This window comes from Thermoactinomyces sp. CICC 23799 (assembly GCF_016055145.1).
GTDB classification, from domain to species: Bacteria; Bacillota; Bacilli; order Thermoactinomycetales; family Thermoactinomycetaceae; genus Thermoactinomyces; species Thermoactinomyces intermedius.
In genome coordinates, this window is sequence record NZ_JAECVV010000003.1 from 97,022 (window position 1) to 118,994 (window position 21,973).

General features: G+C 48.9%; 38 protein-coding genes. All 38 read left to right on the forward strand.

Annotated elements, in window-relative coordinates; genetic code table 11:
• Nucleotides 1-8 precede the first annotated feature (8 nt).
• The 38 genes from I8U21_RS04715 to rplQ all read left to right on the forward strand — a co-directional run bounded on the left by I8U21_RS04715 (nucleotide 9) and on the right by rplQ (nucleotide 21,929).
• Complete coding sequence (locus I8U21_RS04715; protein WP_181732406.1) at nucleotides 9-263, forward strand: 50S ribosomal protein L7ae-like protein; 255 nt, start codon at nucleotides 9-11, stop codon at nucleotides 261-263.
• A gap of 151 nt (nucleotides 264-414) precedes the next feature.
• Entirely contained in the window at nucleotides 415-828 is a 414-nt protein-coding gene (gene rpsL / locus I8U21_RS04720) for a 30S ribosomal protein S12 (RefSeq protein ID WP_181732407.1), read from the forward strand.
• A 45-nt stretch (nucleotides 829-873) separates the two neighbouring features.
• Nucleotides 874-1,344, forward strand: coding sequence for a 30S ribosomal protein S7 (rpsG, locus tag I8U21_RS04725; protein WP_037997036.1), 471 nt, complete (start codon nucleotides 874-876; stop codon nucleotides 1,342-1,344).
• Between the two features lie 34 nt (nucleotides 1,345-1,378).
• Nucleotides 1,379-3,454: an elongation factor G gene (gene fusA / locus I8U21_RS04730; protein ID WP_181732408.1), complete on the forward strand. Its 2,076-nt coding sequence runs from the start codon at nucleotides 1,379-1,381 to the stop codon at nucleotides 3,452-3,454.
• A 110-nt stretch (nucleotides 3,455-3,564) separates the two neighbouring features.
• Nucleotides 3,565-4,752, forward strand: a complete 1,188-nt coding sequence (tuf, locus tag I8U21_RS04735) for an elongation factor Tu (RefSeq protein WP_181732409.1) — start codon at nucleotides 3,565-3,567, stop codon at nucleotides 4,750-4,752.
• A 364-nt stretch (nucleotides 4,753-5,116) separates the two neighbouring features.
• Nucleotides 5,117-5,899 carry a type I 3-dehydroquinate dehydratase gene (aroD, locus tag I8U21_RS04740; RefSeq protein ID WP_198053394.1) on the forward strand — a complete coding sequence of 261 codons (783 nt, stop codon included), beginning with the start codon at nucleotides 5,117-5,119 and terminating at the stop codon, nucleotides 5,897-5,899.
• Between the two features lie 139 nt (nucleotides 5,900-6,038).
• Nucleotides 6,039-6,608 (forward strand): shikimate kinase, encoded by a 570-nt coding sequence (locus I8U21_RS04745; protein ID WP_198053395.1) that lies wholly within the window; start codon nucleotides 6,039-6,041, stop codon nucleotides 6,606-6,608.
• A 262-nt stretch (nucleotides 6,609-6,870) separates the two neighbouring features.
• Nucleotides 6,871-7,179 (forward strand): 30S ribosomal protein S10, encoded by a 309-nt coding sequence (gene rpsJ / locus I8U21_RS04750; RefSeq protein ID WP_037997048.1) that lies wholly within the window; start codon nucleotides 6,871-6,873, stop codon nucleotides 7,177-7,179.
• 33 nt (nucleotides 7,180-7,212) lie between these two features.
• On the forward strand, nucleotides 7,213-7,842 hold the full coding sequence (gene rplC / locus I8U21_RS04755; RefSeq protein ID WP_181732412.1) for a 50S ribosomal protein L3: 630 nt from the start codon (nucleotides 7,213-7,215) through the stop codon (nucleotides 7,840-7,842).
• Between the two features lie 25 nt (nucleotides 7,843-7,867).
• Nucleotides 7,868-8,494 (forward strand): 50S ribosomal protein L4, encoded by a 627-nt coding sequence (gene rplD / locus I8U21_RS04760; RefSeq protein WP_181732413.1) that lies wholly within the window; start codon nucleotides 7,868-7,870, stop codon nucleotides 8,492-8,494.
• Complete coding sequence (gene rplW, locus I8U21_RS04765; RefSeq protein WP_037997053.1) at nucleotides 8,491-8,778, forward strand: 50S ribosomal protein L23; 288 nt, start codon at nucleotides 8,491-8,493, stop codon at nucleotides 8,776-8,778. Before rplD ends, rplW begins: the two co-directional genes overlap by 4 nt.
• A 27-nt stretch (nucleotides 8,779-8,805) precedes the next feature.
• Nucleotides 8,806-9,639 (forward strand): 50S ribosomal protein L2, encoded by an 834-nt coding sequence (gene rplB, locus I8U21_RS04770; protein ID WP_181732414.1) that lies wholly within the window; start codon nucleotides 8,806-8,808, stop codon nucleotides 9,637-9,639.
• Between the two features lie 39 nt (nucleotides 9,640-9,678).
• On the forward strand, nucleotides 9,679-9,960 hold the full coding sequence (rpsS, locus tag I8U21_RS04775; protein ID WP_037997058.1) for a 30S ribosomal protein S19: 282 nt from the start codon (nucleotides 9,679-9,681) through the stop codon (nucleotides 9,958-9,960).
• A 29-nt stretch (nucleotides 9,961-9,989) separates the two neighbouring features.
• A complete protein-coding gene (gene rplV / locus I8U21_RS04780) occupies nucleotides 9,990-10,325 on the forward strand; it encodes a 50S ribosomal protein L22 (protein WP_181732415.1) in 336 nt (111 codons plus the stop codon).
• A 22-nt stretch (nucleotides 10,326-10,347) separates the two neighbouring features.
• Complete coding sequence (rpsC, locus tag I8U21_RS04785; protein ID WP_037997062.1) at nucleotides 10,348-11,010, forward strand: 30S ribosomal protein S3; 663 nt, start codon at nucleotides 10,348-10,350, stop codon at nucleotides 11,008-11,010.
• Between the two features lie 3 nt (nucleotides 11,011-11,013).
• Complete coding sequence (gene rplP / locus I8U21_RS04790) at nucleotides 11,014-11,439, forward strand: 50S ribosomal protein L16 (protein ID WP_181732416.1); 426 nt, start codon at nucleotides 11,014-11,016, stop codon at nucleotides 11,437-11,439.
• Nucleotides 11,436-11,648, forward strand: a complete 213-nt coding sequence (gene rpmC, locus I8U21_RS04795) for a 50S ribosomal protein L29 (RefSeq protein ID WP_037997849.1) — start codon at nucleotides 11,436-11,438, stop codon at nucleotides 11,646-11,648. The genes rplP and rpmC overlap by 4 nt, the downstream gene beginning before the upstream one ends.
• Nucleotides 11,645-11,911: a 30S ribosomal protein S17 gene (gene rpsQ, locus I8U21_RS04800; protein ID WP_037997846.1), complete on the forward strand. Its 267-nt coding sequence runs from the start codon at nucleotides 11,645-11,647 to the stop codon at nucleotides 11,909-11,911. The genes rpmC and rpsQ overlap by 4 nt, the downstream gene beginning before the upstream one ends.
• Nucleotides 11,912-11,949: 38 nt before the next feature.
• The gene (rplN, locus tag I8U21_RS04805) at nucleotides 11,950-12,318 is read left to right on the forward strand and encodes a 50S ribosomal protein L14 (RefSeq protein WP_181732417.1); all 369 of its coding nucleotides are present in this window, start codon (nucleotides 11,950-11,952) and stop codon (nucleotides 12,316-12,318) included.
• A gap of 53 nt (nucleotides 12,319-12,371) precedes the next feature.
• Nucleotides 12,372-12,725, forward strand: coding sequence for a 50S ribosomal protein L24 (gene rplX, locus I8U21_RS04810; RefSeq protein ID WP_037997839.1), 354 nt, complete (start codon nucleotides 12,372-12,374; stop codon nucleotides 12,723-12,725).
• Between the two features lie 26 nt (nucleotides 12,726-12,751).
• Nucleotides 12,752-13,294: a 50S ribosomal protein L5 gene (gene rplE, locus I8U21_RS04815; RefSeq protein WP_181732418.1), complete on the forward strand. Its 543-nt coding sequence runs from the start codon at nucleotides 12,752-12,754 to the stop codon at nucleotides 13,292-13,294.
• Between the two features lie 33 nt (nucleotides 13,295-13,327).
• Nucleotides 13,328-13,513 carry a type Z 30S ribosomal protein S14 gene (locus I8U21_RS04820; protein ID WP_037997836.1) on the forward strand — a complete coding sequence of 62 codons (186 nt, stop codon included), beginning with the start codon at nucleotides 13,328-13,330 and terminating at the stop codon, nucleotides 13,511-13,513.
• Nucleotides 13,514-13,536: 23 nt separating this feature from the next.
• Nucleotides 13,537-13,935: a 30S ribosomal protein S8 gene (gene rpsH / locus I8U21_RS04825; RefSeq protein ID WP_037997834.1), complete on the forward strand. Its 399-nt coding sequence runs from the start codon at nucleotides 13,537-13,539 to the stop codon at nucleotides 13,933-13,935.
• A 26-nt stretch (nucleotides 13,936-13,961) separates the two neighbouring features.
• Complete coding sequence (gene rplF / locus I8U21_RS04830; protein ID WP_037997831.1) at nucleotides 13,962-14,498, forward strand: 50S ribosomal protein L6; 537 nt, start codon at nucleotides 13,962-13,964, stop codon at nucleotides 14,496-14,498.
• 35 nt (nucleotides 14,499-14,533) lie between these two features.
• Entirely contained in the window at nucleotides 14,534-14,902 is a 369-nt protein-coding gene (gene rplR, locus I8U21_RS04835) for a 50S ribosomal protein L18 (RefSeq protein WP_037997828.1), read from the forward strand.
• A gap of 47 nt (nucleotides 14,903-14,949) precedes the next feature.
• Nucleotides 14,950-15,417 carry a 30S ribosomal protein S5 gene (rpsE, locus tag I8U21_RS04840; RefSeq protein ID WP_198053510.1) on the forward strand — a complete coding sequence of 156 codons (468 nt, stop codon included), beginning with the start codon at nucleotides 14,950-14,952 and terminating at the stop codon, nucleotides 15,415-15,417.
• Nucleotides 15,418-15,430: 13 nt separating this feature from the next.
• Nucleotides 15,431-15,619, forward strand: a complete 189-nt coding sequence (gene rpmD / locus I8U21_RS04845) for a 50S ribosomal protein L30 (protein ID WP_181732420.1) — start codon at nucleotides 15,431-15,433, stop codon at nucleotides 15,617-15,619.
• Between the two features lie 35 nt (nucleotides 15,620-15,654).
• Nucleotides 15,655-16,095 (forward strand): 50S ribosomal protein L15, encoded by a 441-nt coding sequence (gene rplO / locus I8U21_RS04850; RefSeq protein WP_181732421.1) that lies wholly within the window; start codon nucleotides 15,655-15,657, stop codon nucleotides 16,093-16,095.
• Nucleotides 16,095-17,393 (forward strand): preprotein translocase subunit SecY, encoded by a 1,299-nt coding sequence (secY, locus tag I8U21_RS04855; RefSeq protein ID WP_198053396.1) that lies wholly within the window; start codon nucleotides 16,095-16,097, stop codon nucleotides 17,391-17,393. The genes rplO and secY overlap by 1 nt, the downstream gene beginning before the upstream one ends.
• A 113-nt stretch (nucleotides 17,394-17,506) precedes the next feature.
• Nucleotides 17,507-18,160: an adenylate kinase gene (locus tag I8U21_RS04860; protein WP_037997815.1), complete on the forward strand. Its 654-nt coding sequence runs from the start codon at nucleotides 17,507-17,509 to the stop codon at nucleotides 18,158-18,160.
• Nucleotides 18,157-18,903 carry a type I methionyl aminopeptidase gene (map, locus tag I8U21_RS04865; RefSeq protein ID WP_198053397.1) on the forward strand — a complete coding sequence of 249 codons (747 nt, stop codon included), beginning with the start codon at nucleotides 18,157-18,159 and terminating at the stop codon, nucleotides 18,901-18,903. The genes I8U21_RS04860 and map overlap by 4 nt, the downstream gene beginning before the upstream one ends.
• 15 nt (nucleotides 18,904-18,918) lie before the next feature.
• Nucleotides 18,919-19,224, forward strand: coding sequence for a KOW domain-containing RNA-binding protein (locus I8U21_RS04870; protein ID WP_181732424.1), 306 nt, complete (start codon nucleotides 18,919-18,921; stop codon nucleotides 19,222-19,224).
• 4 nt (nucleotides 19,225-19,228) lie between these two features.
• Nucleotides 19,229-19,447 (forward strand): translation initiation factor IF-1, encoded by a 219-nt coding sequence (gene infA, locus I8U21_RS04875; RefSeq protein ID WP_037997807.1) that lies wholly within the window; start codon nucleotides 19,229-19,231, stop codon nucleotides 19,445-19,447.
• Between the two features lie 49 nt (nucleotides 19,448-19,496).
• Entirely contained in the window at nucleotides 19,497-19,610 is a 114-nt protein-coding gene (gene rpmJ / locus I8U21_RS04880) for a 50S ribosomal protein L36 (RefSeq protein ID WP_022738894.1), read from the forward strand.
• A gap of 18 nt (nucleotides 19,611-19,628) precedes the next feature.
• Nucleotides 19,629-19,997 carry a 30S ribosomal protein S13 gene (gene rpsM, locus I8U21_RS04885; protein ID WP_037997804.1) on the forward strand — a complete coding sequence of 123 codons (369 nt, stop codon included), beginning with the start codon at nucleotides 19,629-19,631 and terminating at the stop codon, nucleotides 19,995-19,997.
• Nucleotides 19,998-20,018: 21 nt separating this feature from the next.
• Nucleotides 20,019-20,417: a 30S ribosomal protein S11 gene (gene rpsK, locus I8U21_RS04890; RefSeq protein ID WP_037997801.1), complete on the forward strand. Its 399-nt coding sequence runs from the start codon at nucleotides 20,019-20,021 to the stop codon at nucleotides 20,415-20,417.
• 154 nt (nucleotides 20,418-20,571) lie between these two features.
• The gene (locus I8U21_RS04895) at nucleotides 20,572-21,516 is read left to right on the forward strand and encodes a DNA-directed RNA polymerase subunit alpha (RefSeq protein ID WP_049720822.1); all 945 of its coding nucleotides are present in this window, start codon (nucleotides 20,572-20,574) and stop codon (nucleotides 21,514-21,516) included.
• A 23-nt stretch (nucleotides 21,517-21,539) separates the two neighbouring features.
• Nucleotides 21,540-21,929 (forward strand): 50S ribosomal protein L17, encoded by a 390-nt coding sequence (rplQ, locus tag I8U21_RS04900; RefSeq protein ID WP_181732425.1) that lies wholly within the window; start codon nucleotides 21,540-21,542, stop codon nucleotides 21,927-21,929.
• Nucleotides 21,930-21,973 lie beyond the last annotated feature (44 nt).

Below are 21,973 nucleotides of genomic sequence, written 5' to 3' on the forward strand. Positions count from 1 at the left end.
CAGCAAGCATGTCTTATGAAAAAGTGAAACAAGCAAATTCGTTAACGATTGGTGCCAAGCAAACGAAAAAAGCCATTGAACAGGGCATTGCCACCCGGGTGTTTGTGGCTGATGATGCGGATCCGCGAATCACAGAACCGATTGTTACGCTTTGCAAAGAGAAAGGAATTGCTGCGGAGCATGTCGACTCCATGAAAAAGCTCGGAAAAGCTTGCGGGATTGAAGTCGGCGCGGCGACGGCAGCGATTTTAAAAGAAGTGTGAGCGACGATATCAACGGTTGGCCGCGTATGGTGATTGCGCGGCCGGCCTCCTGAAATATAAGTCGTTCCCATTTTTATAACCACAGATGGAACACCTGGATCTGTGGTCTTGTAAACAAGTTAAATCCGCGCCAAAGGGAGGTGCCTGAAGAATGCCGACAATTAACCAGCTCGTGCGTAAAGGTCGTAAAAGCAAAAAATCTCAATCCAAATCACCAGCGCTTCAATACACCTACAACACGCTGAGAAAAGAGGTTGTACGCCAAAGTGCACCGCAAAAACGCGGAGTATGTACCCGTGTGGGCACGATGACGCCGAAAAAGCCGAACTCCGCTTTGCGTAAATATGCCCGTGTCCGTTTGACAAACGGAACCGAGGTGACGGCGTACATTCCAGGAATCGGCCATAACCTGCAAGAACACTCCGTGGTTCTGGTTCGTGGCGGACGTGTTAAAGACTTGCCTGGTGTGCGTTATCACATTGTGCGTGGCGCTTTGGACACGGCCGGGGTGACCGACCGGAAACAAGGCCGTTCCAAATACGGTACCAAACGTCCGAAAAAATAATGAAGCATAAGATTTGACAAAATGGGATAAAAAGGAGGGAGAAGCATGCCGCGTAAAGGACCAGTACCTCGTCGGGATGCGCTGCCGGATCCGATTTACAACAGCAAACTGGTTACCCGTCTGATCAACCGGCTGATGTATGACGGTAAAAAAGGAGTTGCTCAGCGCATTTTGTACAATGCTTTTGATATCATCCGCGAGCGTTCCGGAAATGATCCGATGGAAGTGTTTGAACAAGCACTGAAAAACGTAATGCCAGTATTGGAAGTAAAGGCACGTCGTGTTGGGGGTGCCAACTACCAGGTGCCGGTTGAAGTCAAGCCGGAGCGTCGTACCAGCCTTGGTTTGCGTTGGCTCGTGAACTATGCCCGTCTTCGCAGTGAGAAGACCATGGAAGAGCGTTTGGCCAACGAAATCATGGATGCAGCAAACAACACAGGAGCTGCAGTGAAGAAGAAAGAAGATACTCACCGCATGGCAGAAGCAAACCGTGCTTTTGCACATTATCGCTGGTAATTTAAATTTGCCGACATGAAAGGAGAAATTTCCGATGGCCCGTGAATTCTCCTTAAAAAATACACGTAACATTGGAATCATGGCTCACATTGATGCGGGTAAAACAACGACCACCGAGCGGATTCTGTTCTATACCGGTCGTGTGCACAAAATCGGGGAAACCCATGAAGGTGCCGCCACGATGGACTGGATGGAACAAGAGCAGGAACGCGGAATCACCATTACTTCCGCTGCAACCACGGCTCAGTGGAAAGGACATCGGATTAACATCATCGATACTCCGGGTCACGTTGATTTTACCGTGGAAGTTGAGCGTTCCCTGCGTGTATTGGATGGAGCTGTAGGGGTTTTTTGTGCGAAAGGTGGCGTTGAGCCTCAATCCGAAACGGTATGGCGTCAGGCTGACACCTATGGTGTTCCACGCATTGCTTACGTAAACAAAATGGATATCATCGGTGCTGACTTCTACGGCGCCGTGGAGCAAATGCGTGAACGTTTGAACGCCAATGCCGTTCCGATTCAGTTGCCGATCGGCGCTGAAGACACGTTTGAAGGCATCATCGACCTCATCAACATGAAAGCGGTCTTTTACCTCGATGACCTGGGAACCCGGTCCGAGGCCCGCGAGATCCCTGAAGAGTATAAGGAAAAAGCGGAAGAATACCGTACGGCATTGATCGAAGCGGTTGCTGAGTTGGATGAAGAGTTGATGATGAAGTACCTCGAAGGGGAAGAATTGACCGTTGATGAAATCAAAGCGGCACTTCGCAAAGGAACATGTAACGTGGAAATCACACCGGTTCTTTGCGGTTCTTCCTACAAAAACAAAGGGGTTCAATTGTTGCTGGATGCTGTCGTCGATTATTTGCCGTCCCCGCTCGACGTGCCGGACATCCAAGGAACCTTGCCGGATGGCACCGAAGCCACCCGCAAATCCGGGGATGACGAGCCGTTTGCAGCGTTGGCGTTCAAAGTCATGACAGATCCGTATGTAGGTAAATTGACGTTCTTCCGTGTGTATTCCGGTACATTGGAATCCGGTTCCTATGTACTGAACTCAACCAAAGGAAAACGTGAACGCATCGGTCGTATCCTGCAGATGCACGCAAACCACCGTGAAGAGATCAGCACCGTTTATGCCGGTGACATCGCTGCAGGGGTGGGACTCAAAGACACCACCACCGGTGAAACCCTGTGCGATGAAAAACACCCCATCATTCTCGAATCGATGGAATTCCCGGAACCGGTGATCTCCATTGCCATTGAACCGAAGTCCAAAAGCGACCAGGATAAAATGGCAGTGGCTCTTTCCAAACTGGCTGAAGAAGACCCGACCTTCAAAACGAGAATGGATGAAGAAACGGGTCAAACCATCATCAGCGGAATGGGAGAGCTTCACCTGGACATCATCGTTGACCGTCTGAAACGCGAATTCAAAGTGGAAGCGAATGTGGGTGCACCTCAGGTTGCCTACAAGGAAACCTTCCGTTCTTCCGCGAAAGTGGAAGGGAAATTCGTGCGTCAGTCCGGTGGACGCGGTCAATACGGTCACGTATGGATCGAATTCGAGCCGCTGGAAGAAGGCGCCGGCTTCGAATTTGTCAACAAAATTGTCGGTGGGGTTGTACCGAAAGAATACATCCCGGCCGTACAAAGCGGTATCGAAGAAGCCATGCAAAACGGTGTGTTGGCGGGTTATCCGTTGGTGGACATCCGTGCAACACTCTTCGACGGATCTTACCACGATGTGGACTCGTCGGAAATGGCCTTTAAAATCGCAGGTTCCATGGCGTTGAAAGCAGCCAAGGACAAATGTAACCCGGTACTTCTCGAACCCATCATGAAAGTGGAAGTCGTGGTTCCGGAGGAATACATGGGGGATGTCATGGGTGACATCAACTCGCGCCGCGGACGTGTGGAAGGAATGGAATCCCGTTCCGGAGGCCAAGTCATCCGTGCGATGGTTCCGCTTGCCGAGATGTTCGGTTACGTAAACACATTGCGTTCCCGCACACAAGGACGCGGTGTTTTCACAATGGTGTTTGACCATTATGAAGAAGTGCCGAAAAACATCGCGGATGAAATTGTCAAAAAAGCAACTGGCGCTTAATGGCAAACCCTGCTAAACTACCTGGAGAAGCGGAAAAATGTCCGCTTCCCTGATTCCAATAAATCTATTAAAATATTACTGATTCCTAAGCAAAGGGAGGATTATTCGATATGTCTAAAGCCAAATTCGAGCGTACGAAACCGCACGTAAATATCGGAACAATCGGTCACGTAGACCATGGTAAAACCACTTTGACCGCTGCAATCACAACCGTTCTTTCTCAATCCGGTGGTGCTGAAGCACAAGCTTACGATCAAATCGACAAAGCTCCGGAAGAAAGAGAACGTGGAATCACCATCTCCACCGCTCACGTTGAGTACGAAACCGAAAATCGTCACTATGCTCACGTTGACTGCCCGGGTCACGCCGACTACGTGAAAAACATGATCACGGGTGCTGCTCAAATGGACGGAGCCATCCTGGTTGTATCCGCAGCTGACGGTCCGATGCCGCAAACCCGTGAACACATCTTGCTGTCCCGCCAAGTAGGCGTTCCGTACATCGTTGTATTCTTGAACAAATGCGACATGGTTGACGACGAAGAGCTTCTCGAGCTCGTTGAAATGGAAGTTCGCGAGTTGCTCAGCGAGTACGAGTTCCCGGGAGATGACATTCCGGTTATCCGCGGTTCTGCATTGAAAGCTCTGGAAAACCCGACCGGAGAAGATGCTCAACCGATTCATGAACTCATGAAAGCCATCGACGAATATGTTCCGACTCCGGAACGCGACACTGACAAAACCTTCTTGATGCCTGTGGAAGACGTGTTCACCATCACCGGTCGTGGTACCGTTGCTACCGGTCGTGTGGAACGCGGTATCTTGAACACAGGTGACGAAGTGGAAATCGTTGGTTTGGATGAAACCCGTAAAACGGTTGTAACCGGAATTGAAATGTTCCGTAAGTTGCTCGACAGCGCTGAAGCTGGTGACAACATCGGTGCATTGTTGCGTGGTATTGACCGCAAAGAAATCCAACGTGGTCAAGTTCTCGCTAAACCGGGAAGCGTAAACCCGCACACCAAATTCAAAGCACAAGTTTACGTATTGTCCAAAGAAGAAGGTGGTCGTCATACCCCGTTCTTCTCCAACTATCGTCCGCAATTCTACTTCCGCACCACGGACGTAACCGGTGTTATCAAACTGCCGGAAGGCGTTGAAATGTGCATGCCTGGCGACAACGTGGAAATGGAAGTAGAACTCATTGCACCGATCGCTATTGAAGATGGTACCCGCTTCGCTATCCGTGAAGGTGGACGTACCGTTGGTGCAGGTGCCGTTACCGAAATCATTGAGTAAGATCAATGGTGAATTTGGCACAACCGCTGCCTGATTTCAGGCAGCGGTTTTTTTATGGGCCGAAAGGAGCGGATATGCGGCACCCAGCTTTGGGATACACGGGGAAATGGTTGCGTGGGACGGTGTTTTTTAAAAGGTGGAGCGTGTGGGGGACTGGTGTGTTTCATGAGGAATTTTTGAAAGGCGGAGTGTGTGGATGACCGGCTTGTTTCACGGGAATCGATGATGCAGGCGGGGGCGGTTTCATAACGGCCGGAGCAGTACCATCAGTATGCAGGTTTTTCTCTTCAGAGTGGATATAGTATAGTAAATTCAATACGCATGCATCCATCCTGAAAGAAGCGTAGAGGAGTGTGAGGGGAGAATGAAGATTTCGCCAACCGTCGTCACGGTCCGAAAGGTTGAAATCGGGGGCGGACAGCCTTGTATTTGTGCCCCGGTGGTCGGCAAAGATGCGGATGAGATCCGAAAGCAGACAAGTGAACTTTGTCGGAAAAAGCCGGATCTGATCGAGTGGAGGGCGGATTTTTTTCAAGAGATCGGCGATCCGGAAAAGGTATTGGATGTTGTTCATCAGATGAGGGGGATTGTCGGGGAGATTCCGCTTTTGTTCACGATTCGTTCCGAAAAAGAAGGGGGGCAACCCATCCCGTTGACGGATGGCAATAAAATCCGCCTGATGAAGTGGGTCTGTCAAACCCGTCAGGTGGATCTGATCGACCACGAGTTGCGGGACGAGCGGAACATCCCGGTTATCCGCAACGTTTCCAAAGCATACGGGGTCCGCTTGATTTTGTCTTTCCATGATTTTGATCAGACGCCGGCAAAAGAAGTACTGGTTGATAAAATCTTCAAAGCCGTTGAGTTTGGGGCGGATATTGCCAAAGTGGCCGTGATGCCCGCCACTTTCAAAGATGTGATCGTTTTAATGGAAGCAACCGAAGAAGCGCGGAATCATGTGCGAATTCCCTTAATCACCATGTCGATGGGCGGATTGGGGACGATTACCCGGCTGGCGGGTTGGGCATACGGGTCCGCCGTCACGTTTGCCTCCGGATCCCGAAGTTCAGCTCCGGGACAGATGCCGGTTGAAGAAGTCCAAAATCTGTTGCCAGTCATTCAAAAGTATACCCGGGGCGAAGATTGACACGGTTTGCGGGCGCGCTTTATACTCTTAGTTAATTAAAAAGGGCCCGGATGGAAGAAGATGGATGTGGTTTGGCCAATTTGTGCCGGTCTTCCTTTTGAAGGGTTTATAAGCTGGCGGAAAAAGGGTGAAAGCGGAGATGAAAGTGCCGGATGGTCTTTCGTGTCAGGAACGAAATCTTGTACTGATTGGTTTTATGGGAGCGGGAAAGACGACGGTCGGGGAGCAGGTGGCCGGGATGTTGGGCTTTGATTTTGCGGATACGGACCGTGAATTGGAAAAAGTGCATCACATGTCTGTCCCGCAAATGTTTGCCCGCAAAGGAGAAGCCTGGTTCCGGCGGCAGGAACGGGATTTGATCGTCAGGTTGTGTGCGGGGGAGCAGAGGAAGGTGCTCTCCCTTGGCGGCGGTGCGTATTTGCAGGAAGAGGTGCGCCGTGTCTGTCTCAAGCACGGGCTGGTCGTTTTCCTTGATGTATCCTGGGAATATTGGAAAGAGGAACGTTATCCGCAGATCCGCGACAACCGTCCGGTTTTGCGAGACAAAACGATGGAAGAGATCAAACGGTTGTTTTTTGAAAGAAGGCGTCAGTATGCATTGAATCATGCAAGCATTGACATCACGAACCGGAAAGACATGGAGCAGGCTGCCGGACGGATTGCGGCATTCCTCCGGCGTGCACGGGAAGCGGAAAAAGTCAATCCGTGACGTCCGGCAGGAAATCGCCATGCGGTTCCCGTACTCTTTTATTCCGGGAGTTTTTTCATCAAAAATGCGACAATGGCTCCCCGATGCAATCAAAACAAGAAAAAAACTTGCATATCTATTGTTTTTTCTTTATAATCGTGAATGTTGTCATGAACGCGATGAAGCGAAAGGTTGCCGACACACCCGGCCCCTTTGCCATGGCCGGGCGGGAAATTTTCGTGGAGAAGTTCATTTTCAAAATGGGCGAGAAGGAGGGGTAAAGATGGCAAAACAAAAGATTCGCATTCGGTTGAAAGCTTACGATCACCGCATTTTGGACCAATCTGCGGTTAAAATCGTGGATACCGCCAAGCGGACAGGTGCCAGCGTTTCCGGCCCGATCCCGCTGCCGACGGAAAAATCGGTTTATACGATTTTGCGCGCGGTTCACAAATACAAAGATTCTCGTGAGCAATTCGAAATGCGCACTCATAAACGTCTCATTGACATCATGAATCCAACTCAGCAAACCGTGGATGCGTTGATGAGATTGGATCTTCCGTCTGGTGTCGACATTGAAATCAAATTGTAATCTCTGATTCTGTAATGGCAGGAGGTGTGCAAAGTGAAAGGGATTCTCGGTAGAAAACTCGGGATGACTCAGGTCTTCAATGAAGACGGAGTGGTCACTCCGGTTACGGTGGTTGAAGCAGGTCCCTGTGTCGTGTTGCAGAAAAAGGAAGTCGCAACCGACGGATATGAGGCCGTTCAACTCGGTTTTGACGAAAAGAAAGAACATCGTGCAAACAAGCCGGAACTCGGTCATGCGAAAAAAGCCGGCGTCAAACCCCAAAAATTCATCAAAGAGATCCGCGGTGTGAACTTGGATGAGTATGAATTGGGAAGCACCATCAAAGCGGATATTTTCTCTGAAGGGGACATCGTGGATGTCACTGGAACATCCAAAGGGAAAGGATTTGCCGGTGCCATTAAACGGCATAACCAATCCCGCGGTCCGATGAGTCACGGTTCCCGTTATCATCGCAGACCCGGTTCTTTGGGTGCGGTAGGTCCGAGCCGTGTGTTCAAAGGACAAACATTGCCCGGACGCATGGGCGGAGACAAGGTGACAACACAAAACCTGCAAGTGGTTCGTGTTGATGCCGAGAAAAATCTGCTCTTGATCAAAGGCGCCATTCCGGGACCGAAAAACGGTTATGTAGTGATCAAATCTGCTGTGAAAGCAGGCAACTGATTGAGTGAAGAAAGGAGGAGCATCCATGCCAAAGTTAACGGTCTTAGATATGAGCGGTAAGCAAGTCGGGGACATTGAGCTTTCTGAAAATGTTTTTGGCATCACCCCGAATGAAGCTGTGTTGCACGAAGCCGTTGTCATGCAACAAGCATCCTTGCGCCGCGGTACCCATGCAACCAAAAATCGTGCGGCTGTGAGCGGTGGCGGTAAAAAACCCTGGAGACAAAAAGGAACCGGACGCGCACGTCACGGCAGCATTCGTTCCCCGTTGTGGGTTGGCGGTGGCACCGTGTTTGGTCCGCAACCACGGAGCTATGCTTACAAATTGCCGAAAAAAGTACGGCGTCTTGCCATTAAATCGGCGCTTTCTTCCAAAGTGAACGACAGCGAGCTGATCGTTCTGGATGAATTGAAAATGGAACAGCCCAAAACCCGTGAGATGGTTCAAGTCCTCAAAAATCTGGGTGTGGATCGCAAAGCGTTGATCGTTGCAGATCAAGTGGAAGAAAATGCAGAGCTTTCCGCCCGTAACATTCCGGGAGTGAAAGTGATCCCGGCTGAAGGCTTGAATGTTCTTGATGTGCTTTATCATGACAAACTCATTCTCACCCGCGGGGCTGTGAATCGCATTGAGGAGGTGTTTGGCCAGTGAAAAACCCACGTGACATTATTCGTCGACCGGTCATCACCGAAGAGTCCACAGACCTGATGGAAGAAAAGAAATATGTATTTGAAGTCGATCCCCGCGCAAACAAAGTGGAAGTGAAAAAAGCGATCGAAGAGATCTTCGGCGTGAAAGTGGATAAAGTAAACACAATGCGCGTAAAAGGAAAAGTGAAACGTTACGGTCGTTACAGCGGTCGCAGACCCGAACGGAAAAAAGCGATTGTAACGCTCACGGAAGACAGCAAGGCCATCGAAGTATTTGAGGTTTGATATTAAGCAAGAAGGAGGGAAAGAGCAGTGGCTATTAAATCTTTTAAGCCAACGACCCCGTCCCGTCGTCATATGACCGTTTCGGCATTTGATGAGATTACGACGGATAAGCCGGAAAAGTCATTGGTTGTTCCGCTGGTGAGAAAAGCCGGCCGCAACAATCAAGGGAAATTAACGGTCCGCCATCAAGGTGGGGGACATAAACGGAAATACCGTATCATTGACTTTAAACGTGATAAAGATGGCATTCCAGGCAAAGTTGCCACAATCGAGTACGACCCGAACCGTTCTGCAAACATTGCACTGATCCATTATAAAGATGGTGAAAAACGCTACATCTTGGCACCGCACGGATTGAAAGTCGGAATGACCGTGGTTTCCGGTCCGGATGCGGACATTCGTGTCGGAAACGCCTTGCCGCTGAAAAACATCCCGGTGGGTACGGTGATTCACAACATCGAAATGAAACCGGGCCGCGGCGGTCAATTGGTGCGTGCTGCAGGTGCTTCTGCACAACTGCTCGGGAAAGAAGGAAAATATGCGATCATTCGCCTGGCTTCCGGCGAAACCCGGATGATCCTTCTCACCTGTCGTGCAACGATTGGTCAAGTCGGAAACATTGATCATGAATTGATCCGTGTGGGGAAAGCCGGACGTTCCCGTTGGATGGGTAAACGGCCGACGGTTCGCGGTTCGGTGATGAACCCGGTGGATCACCCGCATGGTGGTGGGGAAGGTCGTGCACCGATCGGACGCAAATCTCCGGTTACCCCGTGGGGAAAACCGACGCTGGGTTACAAAACCCGCAAGAAAAACAAGCAGTCTGACAAATATATTATTCGTCGCCGTAAAGGTAAATAAAGGCTGTGAAATAGCCTCACTCGAAGGGAGGTCGAACTTATGGGCCGCAGCTTGAAAAAAGGGCCATTTGCCGATGCACATCTTTTGAAAAAAGTGGAAGAACTGAACAAAAAAGACGAAAAACGTGTGATCAAAACATGGTCTCGTCGTTCCACCATTTTCCCCGAATTTGTGGGTCATACGTTTGCTGTGCATGACGGGCGCAAACATGTGCCGGTTTATGTGACAGAAGACATGGTGGGCCACAAATTGGGTGAATTCGTACCGACCCGGACCTTCAGAGGGCATGCCGGTGATGACAAGAAAACGAAAAGACGGTAGAGGTTTCGGTTAAGAGAGGAGGTTAAATGATGAAAGCAAAAGCAGTTGCTCGTTACGTGCGGATCGCTCCCCGTAAAGCACGTCTGGTGATTGACTTGATTCGCGGCAAATCTGTAGAAGAGGCACTTGCCATTTTACGCTTTACTCCTCGTGCCGCCTCTCCGATTATTGAGAAAGTGTTGAACTCCGCCGTAGCGAATGCGGAGCATAACTACAATATGGACACCAATCGTCTTTATGTAGAGCAAGCTTTCGTAGATGAGGGGCCGACGATGAAGCGTTACATTGCACGTGCTCGGGGTGGCGCGGGCCGTATCAACAAACGCACAAGCCACATTACGGTAGTTGTTTCTGAAAAAGAATGATTGAATAAGGAGGGATGAAGCTTTGGGTCAAAAGGTAAATCCGGTGGGTCTGCGTGTCGGCGTGATCCGCGACTGGGAATCCAAATGGTATGCGGATAAAGACTATGCAGATCTCTTGCACGAAGACATTCGAGTCCGTGAGTATATCAAAAAACGCCTGAAAGACGCAGCGGTGTCTGGAATTGAGATTGAACGTGCTGCAAATCGCATTAACATCACCCTTCATACCGCGAAACCCGGAATGGTGATCGGTAAAGGTGGAGCTGAGGTGGAAGCACTTCGTCAGGCTCTTACCAAATTGACCGGCAAGAAAGTTCACATCAACATCAGCGAAGTGAAAAACCCGGAGCTTGATGCATATCTGGTAGCTGAAAACATTGCACAACAACTGGAACGCCGTGTTTCATTCCGTCGTGCGATGAAACAAGCCATTCAGCGTTCGGTTCGTGCCGGAGCAAAAGGGGTTCGCACTTTGGTGAGCGGCCGTCTTGGCGGTGCAGACATTGCACGCAGTGAAGGTTACAGCGAAGGAACGGTTCCGCTTCACACATTGCGTGCTGATATTGACTACGGTTTTGCCGAAGCACATACCACATACGGCCGGATCGGTGTGAAGGTATGGATTTATCGTGGCGAAGTTTTGCCGCAAAAAAATAAAGAAGGAGCAGCGGAAGGAGGCGAGTAACCTATGCTGATGCCAAAACGCGTGAAGTTCCGCCGTCCACATCGCCCCAGTTTGAAAGGGAGGGCAAAAGGCGGTACGGAAGTCGCTTTCGGTGAATTTGGTTTACAAGCGCTTGAACCGGCTTGGATCACCAACCGTCAAATCGAAGCTGCCCGTATTGCCATGACCCGTTACATGAAACGTGGCGGGAAAGTGTGGATTAAAATTTTCCCGGATCAACCGATCACTCAAAAACCCCTCGAAGTACGGATGGGAAGCGGGAAAGGTTCGCCCGAAAAGTGGGTGGCGGTTGTGAAACCTGGCAAAGTGATGTTTGAAGTAGCAGGGGTTCCGGAAGAAGTGGCCCGTGAAGCGATTCGTCTTGCAGCTCACAAACTTCCGATCAAAACCAAATTTGTAAAACGTGAAGAAGCGGGTGGTAACGAATGAAAGCAAAAGAGCTGATCGAATTGACCACCGCCGAAATCGAGCAAAAGCTCGCACAGTACAAAGAAGAGCTGTTTAACCTCCGCTTCCAATCGGCAACCGGTCAATTGGAAAACCCGGCCCGGTTGCGTCAGGTTCGCAAGGATATTGCCCGTTGTAAAACCGTATTGCGGGAGCGCGAACTAGGGATTGAAAGGAGGAAACAGGGATGAACGAGCGCACAAGTCGCCGTAAAGTACGTGTCGGCAAAGTGGTCAGCGATAAAATGGATAAAACGATCGTCGTCGCTGTTGAAACCTACAAAAAGCATCCATTGTACGGAAAACGCGTGAAATACACCAAAAAGTTCAAAGCGCATGATGAAGAAAACCGTGCAAAAGTCGGAGATGTTGTACGAATCATGGAAACACGTCCGCTTTCAAAAGATAAGCGCTGGCGTTTGGTTGAAATCGTTGAAGAAGCAGTGATTGTTTAATGACAAGCGCATGATTGAAGCGGGAAGGAGGGAATGTCATGATTCAACCTCAAACACGTTTGCGTGTGGCAGATAACTCTGGTGCGAAGGAAGTAATGTGCATTCGTGTACTTGGTGGATCGAAAAAATCATCGGCCGGTATCGGTGATGTGATTGTGGCTTCTGTAAAACAAGCTACACCCGGTGGCGTTGTCAAGAAAGGGGATGTCGTGAAGTGCGTGGTGGTACGCACGGTCCGTTCCGTACGTCGTCCGGACGGTTCTTACATCCGCTTTGACGAAAACGCCGCGGTTGTGATCAAAGATGATAAAAGCCCTCGCGGTACACGGATTTTTGGACCCGTTGCCCGTGAGTTGCGTGACCGCGACTTCATGAAAATCATCTCTTTAGCACCGGAAGTACTCTAAGGATTTCATGAAGATGAAAACAGAACACTTCTGCAGGTAAGGAGGTGCCCGGTATGCACATCAAAAAGGGTGATATGGTCATTGTGATGCGAGGTAAAGAAGCTCCGTACTTCGCAGATGGCAAAAAAGTTTACACTCGCGGCCGTGTGATTAAAGCAATGCCGAAAGAAAACCGTGTGCTGGTTGAAGGTGTCAACATGGTCAAAAAGCACACTCGCCCGACCCAAGCCAATCCACAAGGCGGGATCGTTGAACAGGAAGCACCGATTCATGTATCCAATGTGATGATCGAAGATCCGAAAACCAAAGAGCCGACCCGTGTCGGTTACAAGTTTGTGGAAGGCAAAAACGGCGAGAAGAAAAAAGTGCGCTATGCGAAAAAATCGGGAGAAATTCTTGACAAGTAATGTTTGATGAAGGGAGGTTAACCCTGATGGCAGCACGCTTGAAAGAGCAGTATCTCAATGAGGTATCTCCTGCCCTCATGAAAAAATTTGGATACAAATCTACCATGCAAGTACCCAAAGTGGAAAAAGTCGTAATCAACATGGGTGTGGGTGAAGCTGTACAAAACTCCAAAGCTTTGGATGGTGCAGTGGAAGACCTCACATTGATTTCCGGTCAAAAGCCTGTTGTGACACGGGCGAAAAAGTCAATTGCCGGATTTAAACTCCGTGAAGGAATGCCGATTGGTGCAAAAGTAACCCTTCGTGGAGAACGGATGTATCATTTCCTTGACAAACTGATGAATGTGGCTCTGCCACGGGTTCGCGATTTCCGCGGGGTATCCCCGAAATCCTTTGACGGACGCGGAAACTACACCCTCGGTTTGAAAGAGCAATTGATTTTCCCGGAAATCTCTTACGATAAAGTGGACAAAGTTCGCGGAATGGATGTCGTGATCGTGACGACAGCCGATACGGATGAAGAAGCGCGTGAATTGTTGGCATTGATGGGAATGCCTTTTCGCAAATAACGGGACGGCAAAACTTTGAAGGGAGGGAATCACTTGGCCAAAAAATCGATGATCGTGAAGTCGAAACGCAAACCGAAATTCAAAGTTCGTGCTTATACGCGCTGTGAACGTTGCGGTCGCCCGCATTCGGTGATGCGTAAGTTCCGTCTGTGTCGTATTTGCTTCCGAGAATTGGCCTACAAAGGGCAGATTCCCGGCGTGAAAAAAGCAAGTTGGTAATAGGATAGGAAGGAGGGTTTCACATGGTGATGACAGACCCGATTGCAGATATGCTGACAAGAATTCGGAATGCCAATATGGTTCGTCATGAAAGTGTTGAGTTTCCGGCATCCCGTATGAAGCGGGAAATCGCCGAGATCTTGAAACGTGAAGGTTTTATCCGCGACGCGGAATATATTGAAGACAACAAACAAGGCATTATTCGGATTTTCTTGAAGTACGGACCAAACAATGAAAAAGTGATTACCGGATTGAAACGGATCAGCAAACCCGGGTTGCGCGTTTATGTAAAAGCCAATGAAATTCCGCGTGTTTTGCGTGGTTTGGGCATTGCTCTTTTGTCCACCAGCAAAGGGATTTTGACGGACAAAGAGGCCCGTGAGCAAAAAGTCGGCGGAGAAGTCATTGCGTATATCTGGTAATTGGTTTACGGATGGAGGTGAATGTTATGTCTCGTATCGGGAAAAAACCGATTGAAATCCCAAACGGGGTTGAAGTAAACGTGGAAGGGAACAAGGTTACCGTGAAAGGACCGAAAGGCACCTTGTCCCGTGACTTCCATTCCGATATCAGCATCAAGGTGGAAGAGAATCAAGTCGTGGTGGAACGTCCGAACGATCATCGGACCTACCGTGCTTTACACGGAACCACCCGCAGCTTGATCGCCGGAATGGTGGAAGGCGTAAGCAAAGGATTCTCCAAAACCCTCGAGTTGGTTGGTGTCGGTTATCGGGCTCAGAAAAAAGGAAACAAACTGGTCTTGAACGTCGGTTATTCTCATCCGGTGGAGATCACTCCGATGGATGGAATCGAGATTGATGTCCCTTCCCAAACACAAGTCGTTGTCAAAGGGATCGACAAACAAGTTGTTGGTGAAATGGCCGCCAACATCCGGAAAGTCCGTGTACCTGAACCTTACAAAGGCAAAGGAATCAAGTACAGCGATGAAGTGATTCGTCGTAAGGAAGGGAAAACCGGGAAGTAAACCGTAGCATGATCAAGAAGGGAGTGAACTAGACCGTGATTCGTAAAGTAAGTCGTAACGAGAGACGGAAAAAACGCCATTTGCGTGTTCGCAACAAAGTGTTTGGTACCGCTGAGCGTCCCCGTTTGAACGTTTTCCGTTCTTCCAAAAACATTTACGCTCAATTGATCGATGACATGGCCGGACACACATTGGCAGCTGCTTCGACCTTGGATAAAGAAATCAAAGAAAAAGGTGTCAATGGCGGAACAGTGGATGCGGCACGCGAAGTCGGCAAATTGATTGCGAAACGAGCTGCGGACAAAGGATTCAATAAAGTTGTTTTTGATCGCGGCGGATACATTTATCATGGTCGTGTGAAAGCTTTGGCTGAAGGAGCACGGGAAGGAGGTCTGGACTTTTGAGCAAACAAGAGAAGCCGCGCAAAAGAGATGCTGCGCAATCAGAGTTTATCGAAAAAGTGGTTAGCATTAACCGTGTGGCAAAAGTTGTAAAAGGCGGACGTCGCTTCAGTTTCAGCGCTCTTGTCGTTGTCGGCGACGGCAAAGGCAAAGTTGGAGCAGGGATCGGAAAAGCGGCTGAAGTACCGGAAGCCATTCGCAAAGGAATTGAGAATGCGAAAAAGAATATGATTCGTGTCCCCCTTTTGGGAAGCACGATTCCTCACGAAATGATCGGCCGTTTTGGTGCCGGGGAAGTTCTTTTGAAGCCGGCATCGAAAGGTACCGGAGTCATTGCCGGAGGTCCTGTGCGTGACGTGTTGAATGCTGCAGGTGTTGGTGACATTCTGACGAAATCGACAGGTTCAAACAACCCGATCAATATGGTACGCGCTACGCTGAATGGACTCGAAAACTTGAAACGTCCGGAAGACGTAGCAAAACTGCGCGGTAAAAGCGTAGAGGAACTGTTGGGATAAGGAGGGGATGACCATGGCTAAAAAACTGGCGATTACCCTCAAGCGCAGCATGATCGGCCGCCCGGAAAGCCAACGCGTAACTTTGCGTACGCTGGGTTTGAAAAAACGTGAACAAACCGTTACGCATCAAGACAATCCGGCAATTCGCGGGATGCTGAACAAGGTATCACACCTGGTAGAAGTCAAAGAAATCAACGAGTGATTTTTGGATGACATGCTGAAGAGGAGGTGCGAGGGATGAAATTGCATGAATTAAAGCCAGCTACCGGCGCTCGTAAAGCGAAAAAACGCCTTGGACGTGGTATTGCAGCGGGTCAGGGAAAAACTTCGGGACGTGGTCAAAAAGGACAAAATGCACGTTCCGGTGGCGGTGTACGCCCTGGTTTTGAAGGGGGTCAAATGCCGATTTACCGCCGCTTGCCGAAACGCGGTTTTACAAACCCGAATCGTGTGGAATACGCAATCGTCAACCTGGACACGTTGAACCGGTTTGAAGACGGAACCGTTGTGACACCGGAACTCTTGGTTAAAGAAGGCGTTGTTAAAAACCTGAAAAGCGGATTGAAAGTTCTTGGCAATGGCGAACTGGAGAAAAAGCTGACGGTGAAAGCTCACAAATTCTCTGCTTCAGCGCAGGAGAAAATTAACGCCGCTGGTGGAGCGACGGAGGTAATCTAATGATTCGGAACCTGGGCAATATCTTTAAGGTGGAAGATCTTCGTCGGCGTATTTTATACACTTTGATGATGTTAGTGATTTTTCGGATCGGAAGTTTTATTCCGGTTCCGAACACTAACGCCGAGGCTCTCCAAATGTTGATGGATCAAGCACAAGGTGTTTTTGGTCTCATCAATGCTTTTTCCGGGGGGGCTTTCACGAACTTCTCCATTTTTGCGATGGGGATTATGCCCTATATCACTGCTTCGATCATTGTGCAACTTTTGACGATGGATGTCATTCCGGCCTTTGCACGATGGGCGAAGGAAGGTGAAGTGGGTCGCCGTAAATTGGCACAGTTTACCCGCTACTTTACGATTGTGTTGGGATTGATTCAATCCATCGGATTGTCCATTGGTTTCAACCGTTATATTACCGGCTTTATCGAAGACCAAAGCGTTTGGTCCTATGCTTTGATTTCTCTCACACTGACAGCGGGTACCGCATTTTTGATGTGGATGGGCGAACAAATCACGGAAAAAGGAATCGGAAATGGAATTTCCATTTTGATCTTTGCCGGGATTGTGGCAGCCATCCCGTCTCATGTGGGTGCGATTTACAACACATTGTTTGTTCAGGAAGACCAATTGTTCCTTGGAATTTTGAAAGCCGTTGGAATTTTGCTGGTTGTGATCCTGGTTGTGATCGGGGTCATTTATATTCAACAAGGTGTTCGCAGAATTCCGGTACAGTACACCAAACGGGTGGTTGGCCGTAAAATGTACGGCGGTCAGTCGACGCACATTCCGATGAAAATCAATGCAGCCGGCGTGATTCCGGTGATCTTTGCACTGGCTTTGCTCATGTTCCCGGTGACGATTGCCGGCTTCTGGCAAGGGCATCCGGTTGCGGATTGGATTCAGGCCAATTTCACCTACACCCATTTTGGTTTGGGGATGGTTCTGTACGTCATCCTGATCATCGGATTCTCTTATTTTTACACATTCGTGCAAATCAATCCGATTCAATTGGCTGATCAGATGAAGAAAAATGGCGGCTTTATTCCGGGAATCCGGCCTGGAAAAAACACTTCAACCTATTTGACCAAGGTGATGAATCGCTTAACTTTGACAGGTTCGGTGTTTTTGGCGGCCGTATCCATTTTGCCGATCTTTTTCATCAACTTTTCGGGTCTGCCCAGTACCGTTCAGATTGGCGGAACCTCGCTTCTCATCGTGGTCGGTGTGGCATTGGAAACGATGAAAACGATCGAAAGTCAGTTGATCAGACGCCATTACAAAGGGTTTATGCATAAATGAGCATTGTCCATCCCCCGGATTTGTTTCCGGGGCTATGATATGGGCATGCAAATCCATTTTTTCTCTGTAAGTGCGGACCAAACCCGTAGACAGTTGAACCGGGAGGGATATTGATGAATATTGTACTCATGGGCTTACCCGGGGCCGGGAAAGGGACGCAAGCAGCGCACATTATTGATGAGTTGAAGATCCCGCATATTTCGACCGGAGATATGTTTCGCCAGGCAGTGAAAGAGGAAACACCGCTTGGCCTGGAGGCAAAAACTTACCTGGATCAGGGAAAATTGGTCCCTGATGAGGTGACGATCGGTATTGTGCGTGAACGTTTGGGCAAAGATGATTGTGCAAACGGATTTATGTTGGATGGCTTTCCCAGAACGGTTCCGCAAGCTGAAGCACTGGATGAATTGACAAAAGAGTTGAATCGTCCCATCGATTATGTGATTTATATTGATGTTGATGAGGAGGAACTCCTGAAACGTCTGACGGGTCGACGCATTTGCCGCGAGTGTGGCGCGACTTATCATGTCGTTTTTGCTCCGCCAAAAGTGGATGGAGTTTGTGACCGCTGCAACGGTGAACTTTATCAGCGGGATGATGACAAGATTGAGACGGTGAAAGAACGTCTCAAAATCAACATGGAGCAGATCCAAAAGTTACTGCGCTATTATGAATCAACTGGCAAACTTCATCGTGTCGATGGGAAGCAGCCGATCGAAGATGTAACCAAAGAGATTATGTCCGTGATTCGAGGGGCGAAGTCATGATTATCATCAAATCGGCCAATGAACTCGAACGCATGAGAGAAGCCGGAAAGATCGTATATTTGACACATCAGGAGTTAAAAAAGGCCATTCAGCCCGGGATTACCACCAAAGAGCTTGACCGGCTGGCGGAAAAAGTGATTAGCGGATATGGTGCGACGCCTTCCTTTAAGGGGTATAATGGCTTTCCAGGCAGTATATGCACATCCGTCAACGATGAGTTGGTGCACGGGATTCCTGGAAACCGCGAATTAAAAGAAGGAGATATTATCTCTCTGGATATCGGTGCATGTTATGAAGGATATCACGGAGATTCGGCTTGGACTTATCCGGTCGGAAAGATCAGTCCGGAAGCGGAAAGATTGTTGAAGGTTACGGAAGAGTCTTTGTATAAAGGACTGGAGCAAGCCAAAGCCGGGGCCAGAGTGGGTGATATTTCCCATGCCATCCAGACCGTTGCCGAAGAAGCCGGTTTTTCCATCGTACGGGAGTATGTCGGGCATGGTGTGGGCCGGAACTTACATGAAGGTCCGAGCATTCCGAATTACGGGATTCCCGGAAAAGGACCCCGTTTGAAATCCGGAATGACCATTGCGGTCGAGCCGATGGTCAACTATGGAAAACGGTTTGTCAATACACTCGCTGACAATTGGACGGTCGTAACGGCGGATGGTTCTCTCTGCGCGCACTTTGAGCATACCATCGCGATCACAGATGACGGCTATGAGATTCTGACCAAAGCGTAATCCAGGTGAAGGGTGATGGACGTGACAGATGTGGATTGTCTCCCGAGTCCCGGACAGATTGTACGCATTTTGCGCGGACGTGATGCAGGGAACTTCGCAATCGTGGTCGGCTGTCAAGAACCGTATTTCGTTCTTCTGGCGGACGGGAACCGGCGAAAGATGGAATGCCCGAAAAAGAAGAATGTCAAGCACATTCAAGTGACGAATACGATTAATCAGGAGATTGCAGCTGATTTGAAGAAGTATCGTCGAGTGGATAATGCGAAGTTACGATACGCCCTGAACCAATATTTGCTCAAGCAGGAGCATAAAGGAGTGTGAATCGATGGCCAAAGAAGATGTGATCGAGGTAGAAGGGATTGTAAAAGAACCTTTACCGAATGCGATGTTTCGTGTAGAGTTGGAAAATGGTCATGAAGTTCTGGCCCATGTCTCCGGAAAGATTCGCATGCACTTTATTCGTATTTTGCCGGGAGACAAAGTAACTGTTCAACTTTCTCCTTACGATCTATCCCGTGGACGGATCACTTATCGTTACAAGTAAAGACCTGTGAGCAGTTGCTGAAAGACGCTTAAGACAGGAGGGTGCTGAAATGAAAGTGAGACCTTCAGTAAAGCCCATTTGCGAAAAATGCAAAGTGATTCGTCGCAAAGGGGCAGTCATGGTAATTTGTGAAAATCCGAAGCATAAGCAAAAACAAGGTTAATGACGGGAGGTGTAAAGTATGGCGCGTATTGCCGGAATCGATTTACCACGTGAAAAACGCGTAGAAATTGCCCTCACTTATATCTACGGAATCGGTCGTTCCCAATCGAAAAGAATTTTGAAAGAGACGGGGGTCAATCCGGATACCCGGGTTCGTGACCTGACGGAAGATGAAGTAGCAAAATTGCGCAGCTTCATTGACAAAAACCTGGTCATCGAAGGGGATCTTCGTCGTGAAGTGGCATTAAACATCAAACGGTTGATCGAAATCGGATGTTATCGCGGAATTCGTCATCGTCGCGGGCTGCCTGTTCGCGGTCAAAGCTCCAAAACGAATGCACGCACACGCAAAGGTCCTCGCCGCACTGTAGCGAACAAGAAAAAATAAGAATAGCAAGGAGGGAAAATTGTGGCTAAACGTAAAACGACAACTCAACGTGTCAAACGCCGTGCAAGAAAAAACATTGAAGCCGGTACGGCTCACATTCGTTCCACTTTTAACAACACCATCGTAACAATTACCGATCCGCGCGGAAACACCGTTGCATGGGCAAGCTCCGGTACGATGGGATTCAAAGGTTCCCGTAAAAGCACGCCTTTTGCAGCTCAAATGGCTGCGGAACAAGCTGCGAAAGTAGCGATGGAAAACGGAATGAAATCTGTGGATGTTCTGGTGAAAGGGCCGGGAGCAGGTCGTGAAGCAGCGATTCGTTCTTTGCAAGCGGCAGGTTTGGAAGTAAGTCTGATCAAAGACGTAACACCAATCCCTCACAATGGATGTCGTCCGCCGAAACGTCGCCGTGTTTAATTTTTGCTTCCAATCTGTTCCATTGTTTATTTTTGCATGAGATGGTGTATACTGGATAAGACTAATTCTTTTATCCTGTTATACCAAATCCGTGCAATCATGAGGTTGGATTTCGCCCGGAACGCGACGTTCTGAAGGAGGGTTTGTGAGCCGTATGATTGAAATTGAAAAGCCGAAGATCGAAGCTGTGGAGATCAGTGAAGATCATCGATATGGAAAATTTGTGGTGGAACCTCTTGAACGCGGATACGGCACTACCCTGGGCAACTCTCTGCGCCGTGTACTGCTCTCTTCATTGCCAGGAGCGGCCGTTAATTCCATTCAGATAGATGGGGTATTGCATGAGTTTTCCACAATTCCCGGAGTTGTGGAAGATACGACGGAAATTATTTTAAACTTGAAGCAGTTGGCTCTGAAGATTCATTCGGATGAAGAAAAAATCTTGGAGATCGATGTGGAAGGCCCTGGAGATGTAACCGCAGGCGACATTCGTGCAGACAGCGATGTGGAAATTTTAAACCCGGATTTGCACATTGCCACATTGAGCGATGATGCGCATTTGCGCATCCGGATGACGGCGAATCGTGGCCGCGGATATGTATCTGCTGATAAAAACAAACGTGAAGATCAACCGATTGGTGTGATTCCGGTCGATTCGATCTACACGCCGATTGAACGGGTAAACTATCAAGTGGAGAACACACGGGTTGGACAAGTCACCAACTATGACAAGCTGACATTGGAAGTTTGGTCCGATGGAAGCTTGAAACCGGACGAGGCGGTAAGCCTTGGTGCGAAAATCCTGAACGAACATCTCATGTTGTTTGTCGGCTTGACGGAAGAAGCAAAAGATGCGGAAATCATGGTGGAAAAAGAGGAAGACAAGAAAGAAAAAGTCATGGAAATGACGATCGAAGAGCTCGACCTTTCGGTTCGCTCTTACAACTGTCTGAAACGGGCCGGCATCAATACGGTTCAGGAACTGACGCAAAAAACGGAAGAAGACATGATGAAAGTGCGTAACCTTGGACGCAAATCTTTGGAAGAAGTACAAAGCAAATTGGCTGAGCTTGGATTGTCTTTGCGTAAAGAAGACTAATCTCTGAAGGGGGAGGGAAAAGCATGGCATACGCAAAACTTGGCAGAAACAGCAGCGCACGCAAAGCAATGCTTCGTGACTTGGTTACCGATCTGATCATTCACGAACGCATCGAAACCACGGAAGCAAAAGCAAAAGAAGTGCGCTCGATCGTTGAAAAAATGATTACGCTCGGAAAGCGCGGCGATTTGCACGCACGTCGTCAAGCCGCTGCCTATGTGCGTACCAATCGTTCTTACACGGTGAAAGAGGGAGAAGAAGTCACACATCAAAAAGTGAACGCAGTGAAAAAGCTTTTTGATGAGATTGCTCCCCGTTATGAAGACCGGAATGGTGGTTACACACGCATTCTCAAATTAGGACCTCGCCGTGGAGACGGTGCACCCATGGTCTTCCTTGAATTGGTAAAATAATCTTTTTTTGTTGGAAAGGGTGAGGCAGGATCCAGCATTTGGTC